17 protein-coding genes are annotated in these 18,303 nt (G+C 48.5%); 15 read left to right on the plus strand and 2 right to left on the minus strand.

The features are described 5' to 3' along the window. Positions 1 to 4 precede the first annotated feature (4 nt). Positions 5 to 631, minus strand: coding sequence for a transcriptional repressor LexA (lexA, locus tag QOS03_RS03160; RefSeq protein ID WP_283575311.1), 627 nt, complete (start codon positions 629 to 631; stop codon positions 5 to 7). A 166-nt stretch (positions 632 to 797) separates the two neighbouring features. Here lexA and QOS03_RS03165 point away from each other — a divergent pair, with 166 nt between their 5' ends. Further along, positions 798 to 1,049, plus strand: coding sequence for a DUF896 domain-containing protein (locus tag QOS03_RS03165; RefSeq protein ID WP_169461418.1), 252 nt, complete (start codon positions 798 to 800; stop codon positions 1,047 to 1,049). 78 nt (positions 1,050 to 1,127) lie between these two features. Next, positions 1,128 to 1,358, plus strand: coding sequence for a YneF family protein (locus QOS03_RS03170; protein ID WP_034540131.1), 231 nt, complete (start codon positions 1,128 to 1,130; stop codon positions 1,356 to 1,358). Positions 1,359 to 1,479: 121 nt separating this feature from the next. On the opposite strand, the gene QOS03_RS03175 is transcribed toward QOS03_RS03170, so the two are convergent. Beyond that, complete coding sequence (locus QOS03_RS03175; protein WP_283575312.1) at positions 1,480 to 2,118, minus strand: lysophospholipid acyltransferase family protein; 639 nt, start codon at positions 2,116 to 2,118, stop codon at positions 1,480 to 1,482. Between the two features lie 117 nt (positions 2,119 to 2,235). Here QOS03_RS03175 and QOS03_RS03180 point away from each other — a divergent pair, with 117 nt between their 5' ends. The 13 genes from QOS03_RS03180 (at position 2,236) to QOS03_RS03240 (ending at position 18,151) form a co-directional block, all read left to right on the plus strand. Continuing rightward, a complete protein-coding gene (locus QOS03_RS03180; RefSeq protein ID WP_272209418.1) occupies positions 2,236 to 2,994 on the plus strand; it encodes a tRNA1(Val) (adenine(37)-N6)-methyltransferase in 759 nt (252 codons plus the stop codon). Next, positions 2,978 to 3,259 (plus strand): GIY-YIG nuclease family protein, encoded by a 282-nt coding sequence (locus tag QOS03_RS03185; RefSeq protein WP_272209419.1) that lies wholly within the window; start codon positions 2,978 to 2,980, stop codon positions 3,257 to 3,259. The genes QOS03_RS03180 and QOS03_RS03185 overlap by 17 nt, the downstream gene beginning before the upstream one ends. Positions 3,260 to 3,346: 87 nt before the next feature. Further along, positions 3,347 to 4,345 carry a D-2-hydroxyacid dehydrogenase gene (locus tag QOS03_RS03190; RefSeq protein ID WP_272216324.1) on the plus strand — a complete coding sequence of 333 codons (999 nt, stop codon included), beginning with the start codon at positions 3,347 to 3,349 and terminating at the stop codon, positions 4,343 to 4,345. A 200-nt stretch (positions 4,346 to 4,545) separates the two neighbouring features. After that, a complete protein-coding gene (locus tag QOS03_RS03195; RefSeq protein ID WP_283575313.1) occupies positions 4,546 to 5,544 on the plus strand; it encodes a D-2-hydroxyacid dehydrogenase in 999 nt (332 codons plus the stop codon). A gap of 165 nt (positions 5,545 to 5,709) precedes the next feature. Then, complete coding sequence (rpsB, locus tag QOS03_RS03200; protein WP_283575314.1) at positions 5,710 to 6,501, plus strand: 30S ribosomal protein S2; 792 nt, start codon at positions 5,710 to 5,712, stop codon at positions 6,499 to 6,501. Positions 6,502 to 6,606: 105 nt separating this feature from the next. Continuing rightward, the gene (tsf, locus tag QOS03_RS03205) at positions 6,607 to 7,482 is read left to right on the plus strand and encodes a translation elongation factor Ts (protein WP_169461425.1); all 876 of its coding nucleotides are present in this window, start codon (positions 6,607 to 6,609) and stop codon (positions 7,480 to 7,482) included. Positions 7,483 to 7,566: 84 nt separating this feature from the next. Then, the gene (gene pyrH / locus QOS03_RS03210; RefSeq protein ID WP_169461426.1) at positions 7,567 to 8,289 is read left to right on the plus strand and encodes a UMP kinase; all 723 of its coding nucleotides are present in this window, start codon (positions 7,567 to 7,569) and stop codon (positions 8,287 to 8,289) included. 3 nt (positions 8,290 to 8,292) lie between these two features. Continuing rightward, entirely contained in the window at positions 8,293 to 8,856 is a 564-nt protein-coding gene (gene frr / locus QOS03_RS03215; RefSeq protein ID WP_283575315.1) for a ribosome recycling factor, read from the plus strand. Between the two features lie 152 nt (positions 8,857 to 9,008). Further along, positions 9,009 to 9,821, plus strand: coding sequence for an isoprenyl transferase (locus tag QOS03_RS03220; RefSeq protein ID WP_408612063.1), 813 nt, complete (start codon positions 9,009 to 9,011; stop codon positions 9,819 to 9,821). A gap of 16 nt (positions 9,822 to 9,837) precedes the next feature. Beyond that, positions 9,838 to 10,626, plus strand: coding sequence for a phosphatidate cytidylyltransferase (locus tag QOS03_RS03225; protein ID WP_283575317.1), 789 nt, complete (start codon positions 9,838 to 9,840; stop codon positions 10,624 to 10,626). Positions 10,627 to 10,650: 24 nt separating this feature from the next. Then, positions 10,651 to 11,925 carry an RIP metalloprotease RseP gene (rseP, locus tag QOS03_RS03230; RefSeq protein WP_169461430.1) on the plus strand — a complete coding sequence of 425 codons (1,275 nt, stop codon included), beginning with the start codon at positions 10,651 to 10,653 and terminating at the stop codon, positions 11,923 to 11,925. Between the two features lie 51 nt (positions 11,926 to 11,976). Beyond that, entirely contained in the window at positions 11,977 to 13,719 is a 1,743-nt protein-coding gene (locus tag QOS03_RS03235) for a proline--tRNA ligase (RefSeq protein ID WP_283575318.1), read from the plus strand. Positions 13,720 to 13,813: 94 nt separating this feature from the next. After that, positions 13,814 to 18,151, plus strand: coding sequence for a PolC-type DNA polymerase III (locus tag QOS03_RS03240; protein ID WP_283575319.1), 4,338 nt, complete (start codon positions 13,814 to 13,816; stop codon positions 18,149 to 18,151). The last annotated feature ends 152 nt before the right edge of the window (positions 18,152 to 18,303 follow it).

Below are 18,303 nucleotides of genomic sequence, written 5' to 3' on the forward strand. Positions count from 1 at the left end.
TTTTTTAGTAGATGCTGTCGCGGAAAAGCCCGACGACTTTGCCTAAAATAGTTACCCGGTCCAGGATGATCGGGGCCATTGTGTCATTTTCCGGCTGCAGGCGATAATGACCGTTTTCCTTGAAGAAACGCTTGCAGGTAGCCTCATTGTCATCATTCATGGCAATTACGATATCGCCGTTTTTAGCGGCATCCTGTTTACGAACGATAACCTTGTCGCCGTTTAAGATCCCCATGTTGACCATGGAATTACCTTGAATCTGCAGCATAAACAGATCGTTATGATCCGGAATCGAAGGCGGTATCGGGAAATAATCGGTTGCATCTTCGACCGCGAGAATCGGCTCACCGGCAGCAACGATTCCTAACAATGGAATTTTTTCCTGCTTTGGCGCAATTCCCAAGACATCCATGCCGGCGGGCGTAATCTCTAGGGCACGCGGCTTGGAAGGATCCTTTTGCAGGTACCCCTTCTTGATAAGCCGATTGATATGCCCGTGAACGGTAGATGTAGATGAAAGGCCGACAGCTTTACAGATTTCGCGAACGGTTGGCGGATAGCCGTGAGTGGCGACCTGTTGATGAATGTAGCTGAGAACGGCCATTTGCTTGCTGGCTGCTGTTTTTACCATGTTGCCACCTCATTTTCAGATTTGGAGTAATTATATCACACTTGCCAAATGTTTTCAAACATACGTTCGTTGAAACTTAACGGCGCGGATTGCTTGCTAAATAATGCGGCGTTCGCTACACTAAGTAACGTAAAAATCGCTGTTTAAGGCAGAGGGGAAGAAAATTATGGCTGATTCAAAAGCACAAGAAAAGCTGCTCAAACGAATCAATGAGCTGGCGCATAAAAACAAAACAGAAGGACTGACTGCGGCCGAAAAAGCTGAACGCAAACAGCTGCGTGATCAATATCTGAAGAATTTCCGGGAAGCTTTTCGCTCAAATATTGAAATGATGCGGATCTTTGATAAGGATGGCAAAGAGGTCACTCCGGAAAAAGTTCGGCAGATTCAACGTAAAAAAGGGCTGCGTGATGACTAATTCATCGAATGCGCCTTTTATTTGACGCCGATATCGTGTAACATTAGTATCGTTATCTAAAATAAGGGGGAAAAATCCATGAGTACTGGGCTTAGTATCATGTTGATCATCCTGGCACTGCTGGTTGGCCTTTTGGTTGGCTTCTTTGGTGCTCGGAAATACATGGAAAACTACCTGCGTAACAATCCGCCGATTTCTGAAGATATGCTGCGGACGATGATGATGCAGATGGGCCAAAAACCTTCAGATCGCAAACTGCACCAAATGATGCAAGCGATGAAGGCCCAAGCGCGTAAAGCAGGCAAATAGTAATCAAAAAGGACCGGTGCACTGCATCGATCCTTTTTGATTAGTATTGGTGCCAATCCTGACCAGTCTGACCGATTATGGTTGGCCAGCTGCCAGGCTAAGGTCAGGACTTTAAGCTTGATTAAAAGTCATCGTTTTTGGGCTTTTCTGGCATATAGTAGTGGTAATTGGGATCAAGCTCGTCGTCCAGTTGATCGAATGCCAATTGCATCTGGCGTTCCAATTCCTGTTGATTCTCATCGGTCAGCCGCATTTTACGGTCAATATAGATTGGCTCGCCAAAACTGATCTTGCGCTTTTGCCGTTTGAAGATGCTGCTTAGCTTCAATGGCCCTTGGTAGACGGCGGGCACCAGCGGCACGTTGGCCATTTTGGCAATGATCAGCGCGCCGCCTTTGATCTTGCTGGAATAGCGCGAGCCAGTCGGGAAGATGATGGTTGAGCGATCACTGTTTTTCAGTAGCCTGACCGGAGTTTTGATGGCAGAGGGACCGGGATTTTTGCGGTTGACGGGAAAGGCACCCAGCTTGCGCAGAAACCAGCTGGCAAAGCGTCCTTTGAACAGCTCTTCTTTGGCCATGAACGTAAATTTTTTAGGATAAACGGCCAGAGCCAATAGAACCGGATCCATCCAGGTACGGTGCGGTGCGACGATAATATAGTTGCCCTCAGGAAGGCGATCTTTATGTTCAATCTGGGGTCGGCCATTGAACAGCGTTAACAGCGGATTGACCAGATGAACCAAGAAATCATAGAGCATTTAAACAACTCCCAATTTTTAAAGTAATTTTATATATTTAGTATGACGAACCATACTCAAACATGCAAGCAAACATATACGCTACAGCAAATTATTAGCAACCAAGTGAGGGAAAATATGACAACCGTTCAGCTGAAACCAAACGAGCGCATTGATCAGCTCAGTGCGCAAGGAGTACAAATTATTCAATCCAGTGAAGTTTTTGCTTTTTCATTAGATGCCGTGCTGCTGGCTGATTTTGTGCGGCCAAATCGGCGTCAAAAAACCAAAATCGTGGATCTGTGTGCTGGGAATGGTGCAATCGGTCTGTTTTTGCATCATAAGCTGGGCGGGCATTTTTATGAGATCGAGCTGCAGGAACGGCTGGCTGATATGGCTCAGCGATCAGTGGCCTTAAATGATCTGACGGCCCGCTATGACGTGGTCAATGACGATGTTGCCAATGTTTACCAGTACGTGGCTAAAGATCATGCGGATGTGGTTGTCTGCAACCCGCCGTATTTTAAGAACGCGCCAGCGAGTCAGAAAAATCCTAATCGCTATCTGGCAATTGCCCGGCATGAATTAACGATTGATCTGGCAATGGTCTGTGATCGCATGAGCGGCCTTTTGAAAATGAATGGGCGCGGCTATCTGGTACATCGGCCAGATCGGCTGCCGGAAATCCTAGCTACGATGACGGCCCATCGCTTGGCGCCGAAAAGAATCAAGTTTATCTATCCCAAACCGGGGATGGAAGCCAATATGGTGCTGATCGAGGCGATTAAAGACGGCAAGCCAAATGGAACGCGCATTATGCCGCCATTGATTGTGGCGGGTGAAGATGGCGAGTATGGACCGGAAGTGCAGGCGATGCTTAATGGTCAAAACGTCTGAGCGACATTATTATTTTTACGTGCTCTATTGCGCAGACCATACACTGTATGGCGGCTACTCCACGGATGTCTGGCGTCGTTTTAAGATGCATCAATCTGGCAGGGGAGCCAAGTATACCAGACCGCAGAAACGCCGCCCGCTCAAGCTTTTGTATTACGAAGAATTTGATAATCAGCATGACGCGCTGAGTGCGGAATGGCACTTTAAGCATCAGCCGCGCGCTAAGAAGATTGCCTACCTGCGTGCCCACAATATTAAAATATGATTAAAAAATCTTCCATTCAAGCAAATCTGTCTGTATAATCGATTTTTGGAGATAAAGATTTGTTTATGTAGTGGAGGAATTTGAGATATGAAGATTATTGCGTACGGAATTCGTGAAGACGAACGCCCCTATGTTAAAAACTGGCAATGGGCCAATCCAGATGTGGAACTGGTCTGGACCGACAAGCTGCTAGATGTTGAATCAGCTGAATTGGCCAAGGGCTGCGATGGCGTAGTTGCCTACCAACAGAAAAACTACTCGGCTGACCTTTTAAAGCGGCTGCATGAAATGAATATTCACAACCTTTCATTGCGCAACGTTGGTATTGATAACGTTGACACTAAGGCGGCGGTTAAATATGGTTTTAAGATTACCAACGTACCAGTCTATTCACCAGCGGCGATTGCCGAATTTGGCGTCACGCAGCTGCTGAACTTGTTGCGGCGAACTAAGGAATTTCAGAATAAGTTTGCCAAACGGGATTATCGCTGGGCGCCAAATATTGGCAAGGAACTCAATCAGCAGACGGTTGGCATTGTCGGGGCTGGGCACATCGGCCGCGTGATGGCGCATATCTGTCGAGGGTTTGGCGCGCGCGTCATGGTCTACAATCACCGTCCCAAGCCAGATCTGGTTAAGGCTGGCGTATTTACTGATTCTTTGGATGAGCTGTACAAAGAATCTACGGTAATTTCATTGCATGTGCCAGCTGTCAAATCAACTTACCACATGCTCAACCGGGATTCTTTTGCCAAAATGCAAAAGGGTGTTTTGATTATTAATATGTCGCGCGGTTCTTTAATCGATGAGCAGGATCTGATTGAAGCGCTCGACAGCGGCCAGGTTGGCGGGGCGGCCTTGGATGTTTTAGAGGATGAGACCAAGATCTTTAACAAGAATATGGCCAACCAGCCGTCCAATTATCCAGCGTTTGATAATCTTGAATCACGCGAGAACGTTTTGATTACACCGCATACGGCATTCTATACGGATGAAGCCGTGCGCAATATGGTCGAACAGAGTCTGGATGCCAGTCGTGAACTGATCTTGACGGGCGCCAGCGACAAAATGGTTAAACTAGGATAGTAATTCTGACACGATGTTTTGCGGACATCGTGTTTTTTTGAGCAGCAAAGCTAGATTTTTAGAAGCGTTTTCGCGCCATGCTGGTTTCTTTTAAAGAGCTTTCATAAACAAAAATAGCTAAAATTGTTAAATTATGAACTTTTGGGTTATACTGGAAATAACGATGAAAAATAACTAAGCCAATCGGAGGTATGAAATCAATGAAGATCTTAGCTTATGGTATTCGTGAAGATGAAAAGCCTTTCGTTAAGGAATGGGAACAAGAAAACCCAGAAGTTGAAGTTGAAATTACCGACAAGCTGCTGGATGAAGAAACGGTCGTAATGGCAAAAGGATTTGACGGGGTAGTTGTCTACCAGCAAAAGCCATATACCGATGCGGTTTTTAAAAAGCTGGACGCTTATGGCATTCATAATGTTTCACTGCGTAATGTTGGAGTTGACAACATGAACCCGGCTACGGTTAAGAAGTATGGGTTTAAGGTTACCAACGTGCCAGTATATTCACCAGCCGCCATCGCTGAATTTTCCGTTACGCAATTGATGAATCTGTTGCGGCGGACCAAGGAATACTTCCATAAGTTTGAACGCAATGACTTCCGCTGGGCACCACAGATTTCTCAAGAACTGAACCAGCAGACGGTCGGCGTGATCGGTACGGGGCACATTGGCCGCGTTGCCATCGACATTTACAAGGGCTTTGGCGCCAAGGTAATTGCCTATGATGTCTACCACAATCCTGAACTGGAAAAAGAAGGCCTCTACGTCGATACCTTGGATGAATTGTATGCCAAGGCAACGGTTGTAACGCTGCACATTCCGTTGTTCCCATCAACTGAGCACATGCTGAACCAAGAAGCCTTTGATAAAATGCGTGATGGCGTCTTTATCGTCAATGCTTCACGTGGTCCGCTGATCGATGAACAGGCACTGATTGATGCGCTTGATTCTGGCAAGGTTGCCGGGGCTGCCTTGGACGTTTTGGAAGATGAAACCAAAGTCTTCAACCACGACATGACGGGCAAGAACATGACCTACCCAGAATTCTGGAACCTCAACTCGCGTGAAAACGTCCTGATCTCGCCACATACGGCCTTTTACACCAACGTGGCGGTACAAAACATGGTTAAGTACAGTCTGTCAGCCAACAAGGATCTGATCGAAACCGGCACCTCCGACAAGCTGGTTAAATTCGACTAATTAAAATACTGAAGAAAAAAGGCTTGCGACAACAGGCCTTTTTTTGTATACTATCAGTCGGTGCTAAATGCCCAATTCACACCTGGCGGGATGTTAGAGGAAGTGCCAATCGGTGCCCCTGACAGTTGAACGACAGGGAGGAAAAACTATTTGGAGGTATGATTCATGTCTGTTGTTAGCATGAAGCAATTGCTTGAAGCCGGTGTCCACTTTGGTCACCAAACTCGTCGCTGGAACCCTAAGATGAAGCCATTCATCTTTACGGAACGCAACGGCATCTACATTATCGATCTGCAAAAGACGGTCAAGATGATCGACACGGCCTACGACTACATGAAGGACGTTGCTGCTAAGGGCGGCGTTGTTCTGTTCGTTGGTACGAAGAAGCAAGCACAAGACTCAATCGAAGAAGAAGCTGTGCGTGCAGGTCAATACTACGTCAACCACCGTTGGCTGGGTGGCACCCTGACCAACTGGAAGACGATCCAATCCCGGATTGCTCGCCTGAAGGAATTGAAGAAGATGAGCGAAGACGGTACGTTCGATGTACTGCCAAAGAAGAAAGTTTCCGTGCTGACTAAGCAACGCGAAAAGCTGGAACGTTTCCCGGGCGGTATCGAAGACATGCCACGCATCCCAGACGTTTTGTACATTGTGGACCCACACAAGGAACAAATCGCTGTTAAGGAAGCTCAAAAGCTGCACATTCCAATCGTTGCCATGGTTGACACCAACACTGACCCTGATGATGTTGATGTTATCATCCCATCCAACGATGATGCTATTCGTGCCGTTCGTCTGATCACGGCTAAGATGGCAGATGCTGTCATCGAAGGCAAGCAAGGCCAAGACGATGCCAAGCAAGCTGAAGTAGCCGTTGAAGCTGCTGACGAACCAAAGGAAGTTTCTTCAGACGATCTGCAAAATCTGAAGAACAGCGTTGAAGGCAACAACTAACCAAATTAGTTAACGCTTGGGCTGTTTTGCAGTTTGGACCATTTTGGCCTAAGCGCAAAACAGCCTTTTTTATTAAAACATCTAATTTTAAGGAGAGACGTACTCATGGCTGAAATCAAAGCTAAGCAAGTAATGGAACTGCGGAAGAAGTCCGGTGCCGGTATCATGGATGCCAAAAAGGCCCTGGTTGCCAGCGATGGTGACATGGACAAGGCAATGGACTGGCTGCGTGAAAAGGGGATTGCCAAGGCTGCCAAGAAGAGCGACCGGATCGCTGCTGAAGGTCTGACCAACATCGCCGTTGACGGCAACACGGCCGTTATCGTTGAATTGAACTCAGAAACGGACTTCGTGGCTGCTTCTGACCCATTCAAGGAATCACTGGCTGACGTTACCAAGGTACTGCTGGAAAACAAGCCAGCTGACCTGGACGCTGCCCTGGCTTCCAAGACGGCCAACGGTACGCTGAACGATGACCTGATCTCCACGACGCAAAAGACTGGTGAAAAGGTTTCTCTGCGCCGCTTTGCCTTCGTTAACAAGGAAGACGGCGACAACTTTGGTGTTTACCTGCACCAAGGTGGCCGAATTGCTGCACTGGTCGTTCTGGAAGGTGCTGACGAAGAAACGGCTAAGGACGTTGCTATGCACGTTGCTGCCGTTAACCCAGAATTCATGACTCGTGAAGATGTTCCAGCTGATCGCCTGGCTCACGAACGCGAAGTCTTCAAGGAAGAAACGCTGAACGAAGGCAAGCCTGAAAAGATCGTTGACAAGATTGTTGAAGGCCGTCTTAACAAGTTCCTGTCCCAAATCTGCCTGGCAGACCAAGACTTTGTCAAGGACCCAGACGTAACGGTTGCTGAATACGTTGAATCCAAGGGTGGCAAGCTGAAGAGCTTCATTCGCTACGAAGTCGGTGAAGGTATCGAAAAGAAGCAAAGCGACCTGGCTGCTGAAGTCAAGGAACAACTGAAGTAATTCGTTAATTGACGAAATGCGCACTGGTCGATGACATCGGTGCGCTTTTTTTGCAAAATCGTGCATAGCAGGAAGGAATTTCAAATGTCTAAAGTAAAATACAACCGGATCGTCTTGAAGCTTAGTGGTGAGGCTTTGGCTGGTGAAAAAGGCTTCGGCATCAATCCACCGGTAATCAAGAAGATCGCTGAAGAAATCAAGCAGGTCTGCGATTTGGGCGTTCAAGTCTGCATCGTCTGCGGTGGTGGTAACATGTGGCGCGGTATTACCGGCGAACAGATGGGGATGGAACGTGCCCAGGCTGACTACATTGGGATGCTGGGTACGATCATGAACGGTCTGTCGTTGCAGGATGCCTTGGAATCAGTTGGTGTGCCAACGCGGGTTCAAACGGCCATCGAAATGCGCCAGATTGCTGAACCATACATTCGTCGCAAGGCTATTCGCCACCTCGAAAAGGGCCGCGTTGTTATCTTCTCTGCCGGTACGGGTTCACCATACTTCTCTACCGACACGACGGCTGCTTTGCGGGCTGCTGAAATGGACGCTGATGCCATTCTGATGGCCAAAAACGGGGTCGATGGCGTCTACTCTGCTGATCCAAACAAGGTCAAGGATGCCATTAAGTTCGATCATCTGACGCATATGGACATTTTAGACAAACACCTGCAAGTGATGGACTCCACTGCCAGCTCGCTGTCAATGGACAATCACATTCCATTGGTAGTCTTCAATCTGAACACGCCTGGCAACATTGTCCGTGTCGTTAAAGGCGAAGAGATTGGGACGACGATTGAGGGGGAATAAATAATGGCTGATGGTAAACAAATCCTAGCAGAAGCTAAAGAAAAGATGAATAAGTCCGGTGACGCACTGCGCCGGTCTTTGGCTGACATTCGGGCTGGTCGTGCCAATGCTAGTCTGTTAAACTCGGTTAAGGTTGAATACTATGGCGTGCCAACGCCTTTGAACCAAGTAGCCTCGATTACGATTCCAGAGGCACGGCAACTGCTGATCTCACCATATGACGAAAGTCTGCTGGATGAGATTGAAAAGGCTATCTACGCTTCTAACCTGGGCTTGACGCCTCAAAACGATGGTTCCGCAATTCGGCTGGTGATCCCACAACTGACTGAAGAACGGCGTAAGGAACTGGTTAAGCAGGTTAAGGCTGAACTGGAAAAGGCCAAGGTTGCGGTCCGCAACGTACGGCGGGAAGCCATGGATGACCTGAAGAAGGGCAACAAGAACGGCGACTTTAACGATGATGAATTCCACAAGCTGGAAGACAAGGTTCAAAAAGAAACCGATGAAGGAATCAAGAACCTGGAAAAGATTGCCGACGAAAAAGAAAAAGAACTGCTGGAAGGCTAAGTTCTATATTCTAACTCAAAAGAGAAATCAACGTGCGTGGCGTTGGTTTCTTTTTATTTTTTACTGAGGACCGTGCCAGCCATACTAAAATCTAGCTTAATATTATGCATAGTTGGCGACAAATGTAGAGCCAGGCCTAGATTTCTGGTAAAATGAAAAGTGTTGCAATTAAAAAACAATGCGGAAATGGAGGGTTGTTCTTGTTTAACAAGAATCACCAGGCGGCAGATGAGCCGCAATTGGATATGTCCCGCATCCCAGCTCATGTTGCCATTATCATGGATGGCAATGGCCGCTGGGCGCAGGCGCGACACCTGCCTCGCGTGGCGGGTCACAAACAAGGCATGCAGACGGTAAAAAAAGTTACGATTGCTGCCAGCGATCTTGGCGTAAAAGTGCTTTCGCTGTATGCTTTTTCAACGGAAAACTGGAAGCGGCCAGAGAGCGAAGTCAGCTACCTGATGGACTTGCCGATTCGCTTCTTTAATACGTTCGTGCCAGACCTGGTTAAGCATAATGTTAGGGTAACGGTTATGGGTGATATCACCAGACTGCCAGAAAAAACGCAAAAAGTCGTTAATGATGCCATGGCTGATACCAAAGACTGTGACGGCATGATTCTAAACTTTGCGCTCAACTATGGGGCGCGTGATGAAATCAAGCGGGCCGTGCAGACAATTGCTCAACAGGCGGCAGCCGGCGAACTTGATCCTGCTTCCATCACTGAAGACACGATCAGCAGCCATCTGATGTCAGCTCAGCTGGGCGAGTTTGCCGATCCTGATCTTTTGATTCGGACCAGCGGCGAAGAGCGGATCTCAAACTTTATGCTTTGGCAGATTGCCTACAGTGAGCTGCTGTTCGTACCAGAACACTGGCCAGACTTTGATGGCGAGACGCTTAAACGCTGCCTGATTGAATTTCAAGGGCGGCACCGTCGTTTTGGCGGTTTGGTAAATAAATAGAAACGGGTGAAGATTAGTGAAAACACGGATTATTACGGCAGTCGTTGCCTTGGCAATCTTTATTCCACTGATTGTCTATGGCAGCTGGCCATTAACGATTGCGGCAGTCGTCTTAGGGATGATTGCAATCGGTGAAATCCTCAGCATGAAAAAGATGTTTCTGACGTCTTTTCCAGCGATCATCAGCTATATTGGCGTGGCAATCATGGTCCTGCCCAACAGCTGGCTGGACTTTTTGCCGAGTCATATTACGCGGCTGTTTGCCATGTACGTAATGGTGCTGCTTTTATTGCTGCATACGGTTGTGCATAAGCAGCGCTTTAGTTTTGACGATGCCGGGGTCTTGGCGTTGGGGATGCTGTATGTCGGCATTGGCTTTAACAACTTCTTGGCAGCACGGGCCGTCAGCTTTACGACGCTTCTGTACGCCATGCTGATCGTCTGGCTGACTGACAGTGGCGCCTATCTGTTTGGCCGCAAGCTGGGCAAACACAAGCTGGCACCGCGCGTCAGTCCGAATAAAACCTGGGAAGGCTCGATCTGCGGTACGCTTTTGGCCACGGTGGTCTTAGCCGTTTACCTCTACTTCTTCCCAGTTGGCTATCATAACTGGGGCTTGATGGTCTTCTTGACGCTGCTGCTTTCGATTTTGGGTCAGTTTGGTGATCTGGTTGAATCAGCACTCAAGCGATTCTACGGCGTTAAGGACTCCGGTAAGATCCTGCCTGGCCATGGTGGTATTTTGGACCGGTTTGACAGCATGCTGCTGGTCATGCCGGCCCTGTACCTGCTGGGGATTATCTAAGCTGGCCGAAAGGTAGGCGATTCTGTGATATTAACGATTATTACCTTTATTATTGTCTTTGGGCTGCTGGTTTTGGTTCACGAATATGGCCACTACTATTTTGCCAAGCGGGCCGGCATTCTGGTTCGTGAATTTTCGATTGGCATGGGTCCCAAGATCTGGTGGCATCGCAAAAATGGCACGACTTATACGATCCGAATTCTGCCATTGGGCGGGTACGTTCGACTGGCAGGTGCCGATGAAGAAGATGAGGAGTCGCTGCGTCCCGGAACGCCGGTTTCCATTCAGCTTAACGACCAGCAAAAAGTTACCAGCATCAATACCAGTGACAAAAACACACTGTTTCAAGGGATTCCGCTGCAGCTGATCGATCATGACCTAAACGAAGGCTTGTGGATCAAAGGCTACGTCAATGGTGATGAAAGTACGGTTAAGACCTATAGTGTCGATCATGATGCCACGATTATCGAAAATGATGGCACCGTCGTTCAAATTGCTCCCAAAGATGTTCAGTTCCGTTCGGCCAGCCTGGGCAATCGGATGCTGACCAACTTTGCCGGACCATTTAACAACTTTTTGCTTTCATTGGTTGTCTTTATCATTTTGGGCTTTACGCTCAGCGGCATTCCAACCAACAGCAATCGGCTTGGTCAGGTGCAGACTGATTCCGTAGCAGCCAAAGCAGGCTTGAAGGCAGGCGATCGGATTACTGAGATCAATGGTCACCGAACCAAGAACTGGACGGCTTTGGCAACTAGAATCTCGGGCAATCCAGGCAAAAAGCTGACCGTTGAATACCAGCGCAATGGTCATACGTATACCACGACGATGACGCCTAAAAAAGTCAAGCAGGGCAATGAGACGGTTGGTCAAGTCGGTATTGTTGAAGAGCAAAAGACCGATGCCAAGTCGCGGATCACGTTTGGCTGGCAACGGTTCGTTCAGGCCGGTACTCTGATTTTCAGTGTGTTGGGGCACATGTTTACGCATGGCTTTAGCCTTAATGACTTGGGCGGGCCGGTTGCCATTTATGCCGGCACGTCGCAGGCCACGGCACTTGGGATCAACGGGGTGCTCAACTTCTTGGCCTTGTTATCGATTAACCTGGGGATCGTCAATTTACTGCCGATTCCTGCATTAGATGGTGGTAAGCTGTTATTAAACATCATCGAGGCGATTATCAGACGGCCGATTCCCGAAAAAGCAGAAGGCATCGTTACGATCATTGGCTTTGCCTTCTTGATGCTGTTGATGATTCTGGTTACTTGGAACGATATTCAACGCTACTTTATTCATTAAAATTTCTGGCTCCGTTTCATGAAGCCGTTCAAAGGAGTATTTTTTTAAATTATGAAGCAATCAAAGATTTTGATTCCTACCAAAAAAGAAGCACCAGCTGATGCTGAAGCGCTCAGCCATAAGATGATGGTGCGCGCCGGCTACATCTATCAAGTCTCGGCCGGGGTCTGGGCATATCTGCCAATGGCCTACCGCGTGATTCGCAAGGTGGAAAACATCATTCGCGAAGAAATGGACAAAGCCGGTGCGGTTGAAATGATGATGCCAGCACTTTTGCCAGCCGACCTGTGGAAAAAGTCGGGCCGTTACGAAAGCTATGGGGATAACCTGTTTAAGCTCAAGGACCGCCGCGATCGTGAATTTATCCTGGGACCTACGCATGAAGAAACGGTTACCAGCATTCTGCGTGACAGTGTCCAATCATACAAGAAGCTGCCATTGGTTGTTTACCAATTGCAAGACAAATTCCGTGATGAAGATCGGCCACGCTATGGTATCTTACGGGGCAAGGAATTTGAGATGCTGGACGGCTATTCATTCTCAGCTGATCAAGCCGGTCTGGATGAAGCCTACAATCTGCAGGCACAGGCTTATCGCAACATCTTTGATCGCATTGGGCTGGACTACAAGGTAATCTTAGCCGACTCTGGTACGATGGGCGGCAAGAACTCACAAGAATTCTCCGCACCAGCTGAAGTGGGTGAAGACACGATTGCTTACACGGATGGTACCTACGCAGCCAACTTGGAAAAGGCGACGAGCAAGTTTGCTGGCGTTCAACAGACCGATGCGCCGGCTGAACTTACCAAGCAGCCAACGCCAGGTGCTCACAGTGTTGACGAGGCGGCTGAAAGCCTGAGGATGGAAAGCAGCCAGATCATCAAGTCCATGCTGTACATGGCTAAGATGGATGAAGAAGAAACGGTACCAGTGCTGGTATTGATGCGCGGCAATGACGAAGTTAACGAAACCAAAGTCGAAAACGCGTTGGACTGTGAAGAACTCAGTCTGGCCACTGAAGAAGATGCTGAAAAATACTTGGGTGCTCACCCTGGTTCACTGGGGCCAGTTGGTGTTGGTGAAGAAGTGAAGATCTTAGCCGACAACTACGTCAAGGTATTGGTCAACATGGCTTGCGGTGCCAATGACGATGGCTTCCACTACGTCAATGCCAACCTCGATCGCGACTTCCGTGTTGATGAGTTTGGCGATTTCCGTAACGTTCAAGAAGGCGAAATTGCACCAGACGGTCAGCCAATCAAGTTTACGCGTGGGATCGAATTGGGTCACATCTTCAAGCTGGGGACGCACTACTCCAAGATTCTTGGTGCTCAAGTGCTGGATCAAAATGGTCGTCAAACCGACATGGTAATGGGCTGCTACGGGATCGGAGTTTCCCGGCTGCTGTCAGCAGTTGCTGAACAAACGGCCGATGAACACGGTTTGGCCTGGCCAGACAGCATCGCACCATTTGACGTGCATGTGATCCCAGTCAATGCCAAAAACGATGAACAGATGCAGATGGCCGAAAGCATCACCAAAACTTTGGAAGCAGCCGGCTATGAAGTGCTGCTCGACGATCGTAAGGAACGGGTCGGCGTCAAGTTTGCCGATGCCGATCTGATTGGTCTGCCGCTGCGGATCACGGTCGGCAAGAAGGCCAGCGAAGGCATCGTTGAAGTCAAGATCCGTAAGACTGGCGAAACGATCGAAATCAAGCAAGAAGAAGTCGAAAACACGGTTGGCATTTTGCTCAAGCAATTGATGCCAAATACTGAAACCGCCGCTGAATAAATTTTGAGCGACAGACTTTACAAAAAGTGGTTTGAAGGTAGAATAGATTCTGCTTTTAGCCGCTTTTTTTAATGAATGAGAGAGGAGCATTGGAGTGGAGTTATCACGACACGAGCTGTTTGAGCATCTGTTGGATCAACTAAAGATGGATAAAAATGATCCGGCCTTTAAGGATGGCAAGATCAAGCAGGTAATCGTTCACCGCAAGTCCAAATGCTGGGAATTTGACATTGTATTGCGCAAGGTCATGCCTTATGCATTATTCCGGCAGTTCATCTCGGCTTTGCAGATGAGCTTTAGCCAGCTGGCCGGCGTTAATGCCAAAGTCAGGATCGTTACGCCAACCGATGAATTGGATGGCAAGGCAGTTGTTGACTACTGGTCATACGTGGTTGATGCCGAAGTCGGCGAATCGCCAATGGCACGCGAGGTCTGTTCAAAAACGATCCCCGAAGTCGATGGCAATCGCGTTCAGCTGCTGTTGGAAAACGAAGCCATCAAGGACTTTTTCGTTAAGAATCTGCTGAGTGCGATTGAAGAAGGCTATCAAAAAGTCGGTTTTCCACAGTTTCGAATTCATCCCTTAGTCGATCAGTCGGCTTCTGAACAAAAAATCAAAGAGCTCAAGGCCAAACAGCAGCAACAAGACCAAGAGCTGGTAAAAAAGGCTATGGAACGACTGCAGCAGCAAAAGGCCGAAAAAAAGCAGCAGGATAATTCGCTGCCTGACCTGGGTGATGGTCCGTTGGTGATTGGCAAGCCGATCAATCCCAAGGAACCGGTTCGGCGGATGGCTGAGATCACGGAAGAAGAGCGCAACGTGGTCGTTGAAGGATACGTGTTCTCCAAAGAAGTCCGTGAGCTGCGCAGTGGTCGCCAGCTGCTGATCTTAGAGGTAACCGACTACACATCATCATTTGCAATCAAGAAATTTTCCAACAACAAAGAAGACGAGGCCAAGTTTGCGGCGATCAAGGAAGGCGAATGGATCAAGGCACGCGGCCCGGTTCAAGAAGACACTTACATGCGTGATTTGACGATCATGGCCTATGCGATTCAACAAGTCAGCCATCCTGCCAGAAAAGACAACGCGGAAGGTGAAAAGCGCGTTGAATTGCATCTGCATACCACGATGAGTACGATGGATGCCACCAACTCAATTTCCGACTACATCAAACAGGCCGAAAAATGGGGGATGAAGGCCATTGCCGTAACCGATCATGCTGGCGTGCAGGCCTTCCCCGAGGCGTTTAACGCCAGCCATGACAAAAAAGGCAATGCCAAGATCAAGATTTTATATGGTGTGGAAGCCAATGTCGTTGACGATGGGATTCCTTTGGTCTACAACGAAAACCACGATGAGCTTTTAGGCAACACGTATGTCATCTTTGACGTGGAAACAACGGGGCTTTCAGCGATCTATGATAAGGTGATTCAATTATCGGCCGTCAAGATGCGTGATGGTGAGGTATTAGACTCGTTTAACCAGTTTATCGATCCGGGCTTCCCGCTTTCTGAACAAACCAAGGAACTGACCAAGATTACTGACGAAGACGTTAAGGGATCCAAGTCGGAAACCGAAGTCTTTCAAATGTTCCAAGACTTTTGTGCGGGCTGCCTGCTGGCTGGACACAACGTCAGCTTTGATATGGGCTTTTTGAATACCGGCTATGAGCGTGATGGCTTGCCACGGATTACAGCTCCGGTGATCGATACTTTGCCATTGGCGCGCTTTTTACACCCAGAAATGCACCGGTTTACGCTGGATACTTTGAGCCGTAAGTTTAAGGTTGGACTTGATCACCACCACCGGGCCGACCATGATGCCGAGGCAACGGGACACTTGCTGCACATCTTTTTAAGAGATGCTGAAAAGCGCTACGATGCCAAGTACGTAGATGATTTGAACAAGCATATTTCGGATAATGGCGCTTATCGTCATGGGCGGCCGTTTCATGCGACGATCTTTGCTCAGAATCGTGATGGCTTAAAGAATCTCTACAAACTGGTCTCTTTGGCCAACGTTAAGTACTTTTACCGAGTACCACGGATTCCGCGTAGCGTGTTGGATCATTACCGCGATGGACTTTTGATTGGGACGGCCTGCTCAAGAGGCGAAGTTTTTACCGCCATGATGGAAAAAGGCTACACGGATGCCAAGCAAAAAGCACAATACTATGACTTTATTGAGGTTCAGCCCAAGCCAAACTACGCGCCTTTGATTGAACAGCAGATTATCTCAAACACCGCGCATCTGGAAGACATCATCAAAAATATGGTCAAATTGGGTGCCGACCTGGATAAGCCGGTGGTGGCAACGGGTGATGCACACTATCTCAATCCAGAAGACAAGATCTATCGCCACATTTTGATCAACTCGCAAGGTGGCGCCAACCCACTCAATCGGACCCGTCGGCCAGACGTACCATTTAGAACGACTGATGACATGCTCAAGCAGTTTGCCTTTTTAGGTGAAGAAAAGGCCCACGAGATTGTCGTGAAAAACACCAATCGCTTGGCCGACTCAATTGAAGAAATGCGGCCAGTGCAAGATTCGCTGCACACACCGAACATGAAGGGCGCCAATGAAGAATTGGCCAAGCGGACCTGGGATACCGCGCATGCCTGGTATGGCGATCCATTGCCAAAGCTGGTTAAGGATCGTGTCGAATTGGAATTAAATTCGATCATCGGCAACGGGTACGCAGTTATCTATCTGATTGCCCAGCGCCTGGTAGCCAAGTCCAATAAAGACGGTTATCTGGTTGGCTCGCGTGGTTCGGTTGGATCATCAGTCGTGGCCAACCTGGCCGGAATTACCGAGGTTAACGCCTTTCCGCCGCATTATCGCTGTCCCAACTGTCAATACAGCCACTTCTACACAAAAGGTGAGTACAGCTCGGGCTTTGATATGCCAGATAAGGACTGCCCTAAATGTGGGACTTTGATGATTAAAGACGGTCATGACATTCCGTTCCAGACTTTCCTTGGCTTTAAGGGTAATAAGGTTCCCGATATCGATCTGAACTTTTCTGGCGACTACCAGCCGATCGCGCATAACTACATGAAGGTGCTCTTTGGTGAAAAGAACGTTTATCGGGCCGGGACGATCGGTACGGTGGCCGACAAGACGGCTTATGGCTACGTCAAGGCCTTTGAACGCGATACTGAGCAGCAGTTCCGTGGTGCCGAAGAGGATCGCCTGGCCAAAGGTGCAACCGGCGTTAAGCGGACGACCGGTCAGCACCCAGCCGGAATTATTATCGTACCGGATGACATGAGCATCTATGACTTTACGCCGGTGCAGTATCCAGCTGATGATCAAAACGCAGCCTGGGAGACGACACACTTTGATTTCCATTCAATTCACGACAACATTTTGAAGATGGATATTTTGGGTCATGATGATCCAACCATGATTCGTTTTTTGCAAGACCTTTCTGGTGTCAATCCACAGACGATTCCAATGGATGATCCTGGGGTGATGAGTCTGTTTTCCAGTCCCGACATCTTGGGTGTTACTGAAGAACAGATTCAAAGTAAAACTGGGACCTTGGGATTGCCAGAATTCGGGACCCGCTTCGTACGGGGAATGCTGGACGATACGCACCCGAAGAACTACTCACAGCTGCTGCAGATCTCTGGCCTTTCTCATGGGACTGGCGTGTGGCTGGACAACGCTCAAGAACTGATCAAAAACGGTACTGCTACGATTGCCAACGTTATCGGTTGTCGTGACAACATCATGACCGACTTGATCCACTATGGCCTGGATTCAGAAACGTCATTCCAGGTCATGGAGCACGTGCGTAAAGGGCGCGGGATTCCAGAAGAATGGCAAGAAAAGATGCTGCAGGCGGGCGTGCCACAATGGTATCTGGATTCTTGTCTGAAGATCCAATACATGTTCCCACGGGCGCACGCGGCAGCTTATGTTTTGATGGCGCTGCGGATTGCCTACTTTAAGGTCTACTTTCCATTGGTATACTACGCCGCCTATTTCTCGGTGCGGGCCGATGACTTTGACGTAGTCGCCATGGCGCATGGTAAGGATGCCGTCAAGGCGCGCATGCAGCAGATCAACGACCAGGGCAATGAAGCCAGTGCCAAGGATAAGAGTCTGCTGACGATTTTGGAATTGGCCAATGAAATGCTGGAACGCGGCTACAACTTTGAGATGGTTGATCTGAATCGTTCCGATGCTACGGACTGGCTGATTGATGGCAATTCATTGATTGCACCGTTTCGAGCTATTCCTGGACTGGGGGTCAACGTTGCCAAGCAGATCGTAGCCGCCCGGGCCCAGCGACCGTTCCTTTCCAAAGAAGATCTTTCCGAGCGCGGTAAGGTTTCACAGACTTTGATTGAGTTTATGACAGCCAACCATGTCTTAGACGACTTGCCGGATGAAAATCAGCTTAGTCTGTTTTAAGCCACGTGTTAAGATGCCTTGTTTGTAGCTTGGCTGGTCATATTTGTTACGTTATCAGTCTGACTTTATCCAATTAGCAGTCAAATTCCGCTCATGGTTGCTAAGTGAAAACAAAGATGCTATACTGTCAATAGTGAATAACTCGTTAGGGA

It is taken from the genome of Limosilactobacillus pulli (assembly GCF_947381555.1).
GTDB classification, from domain to species: Bacteria; Bacillota; Bacilli; order Lactobacillales; family Lactobacillaceae; genus Limosilactobacillus; species Limosilactobacillus pulli.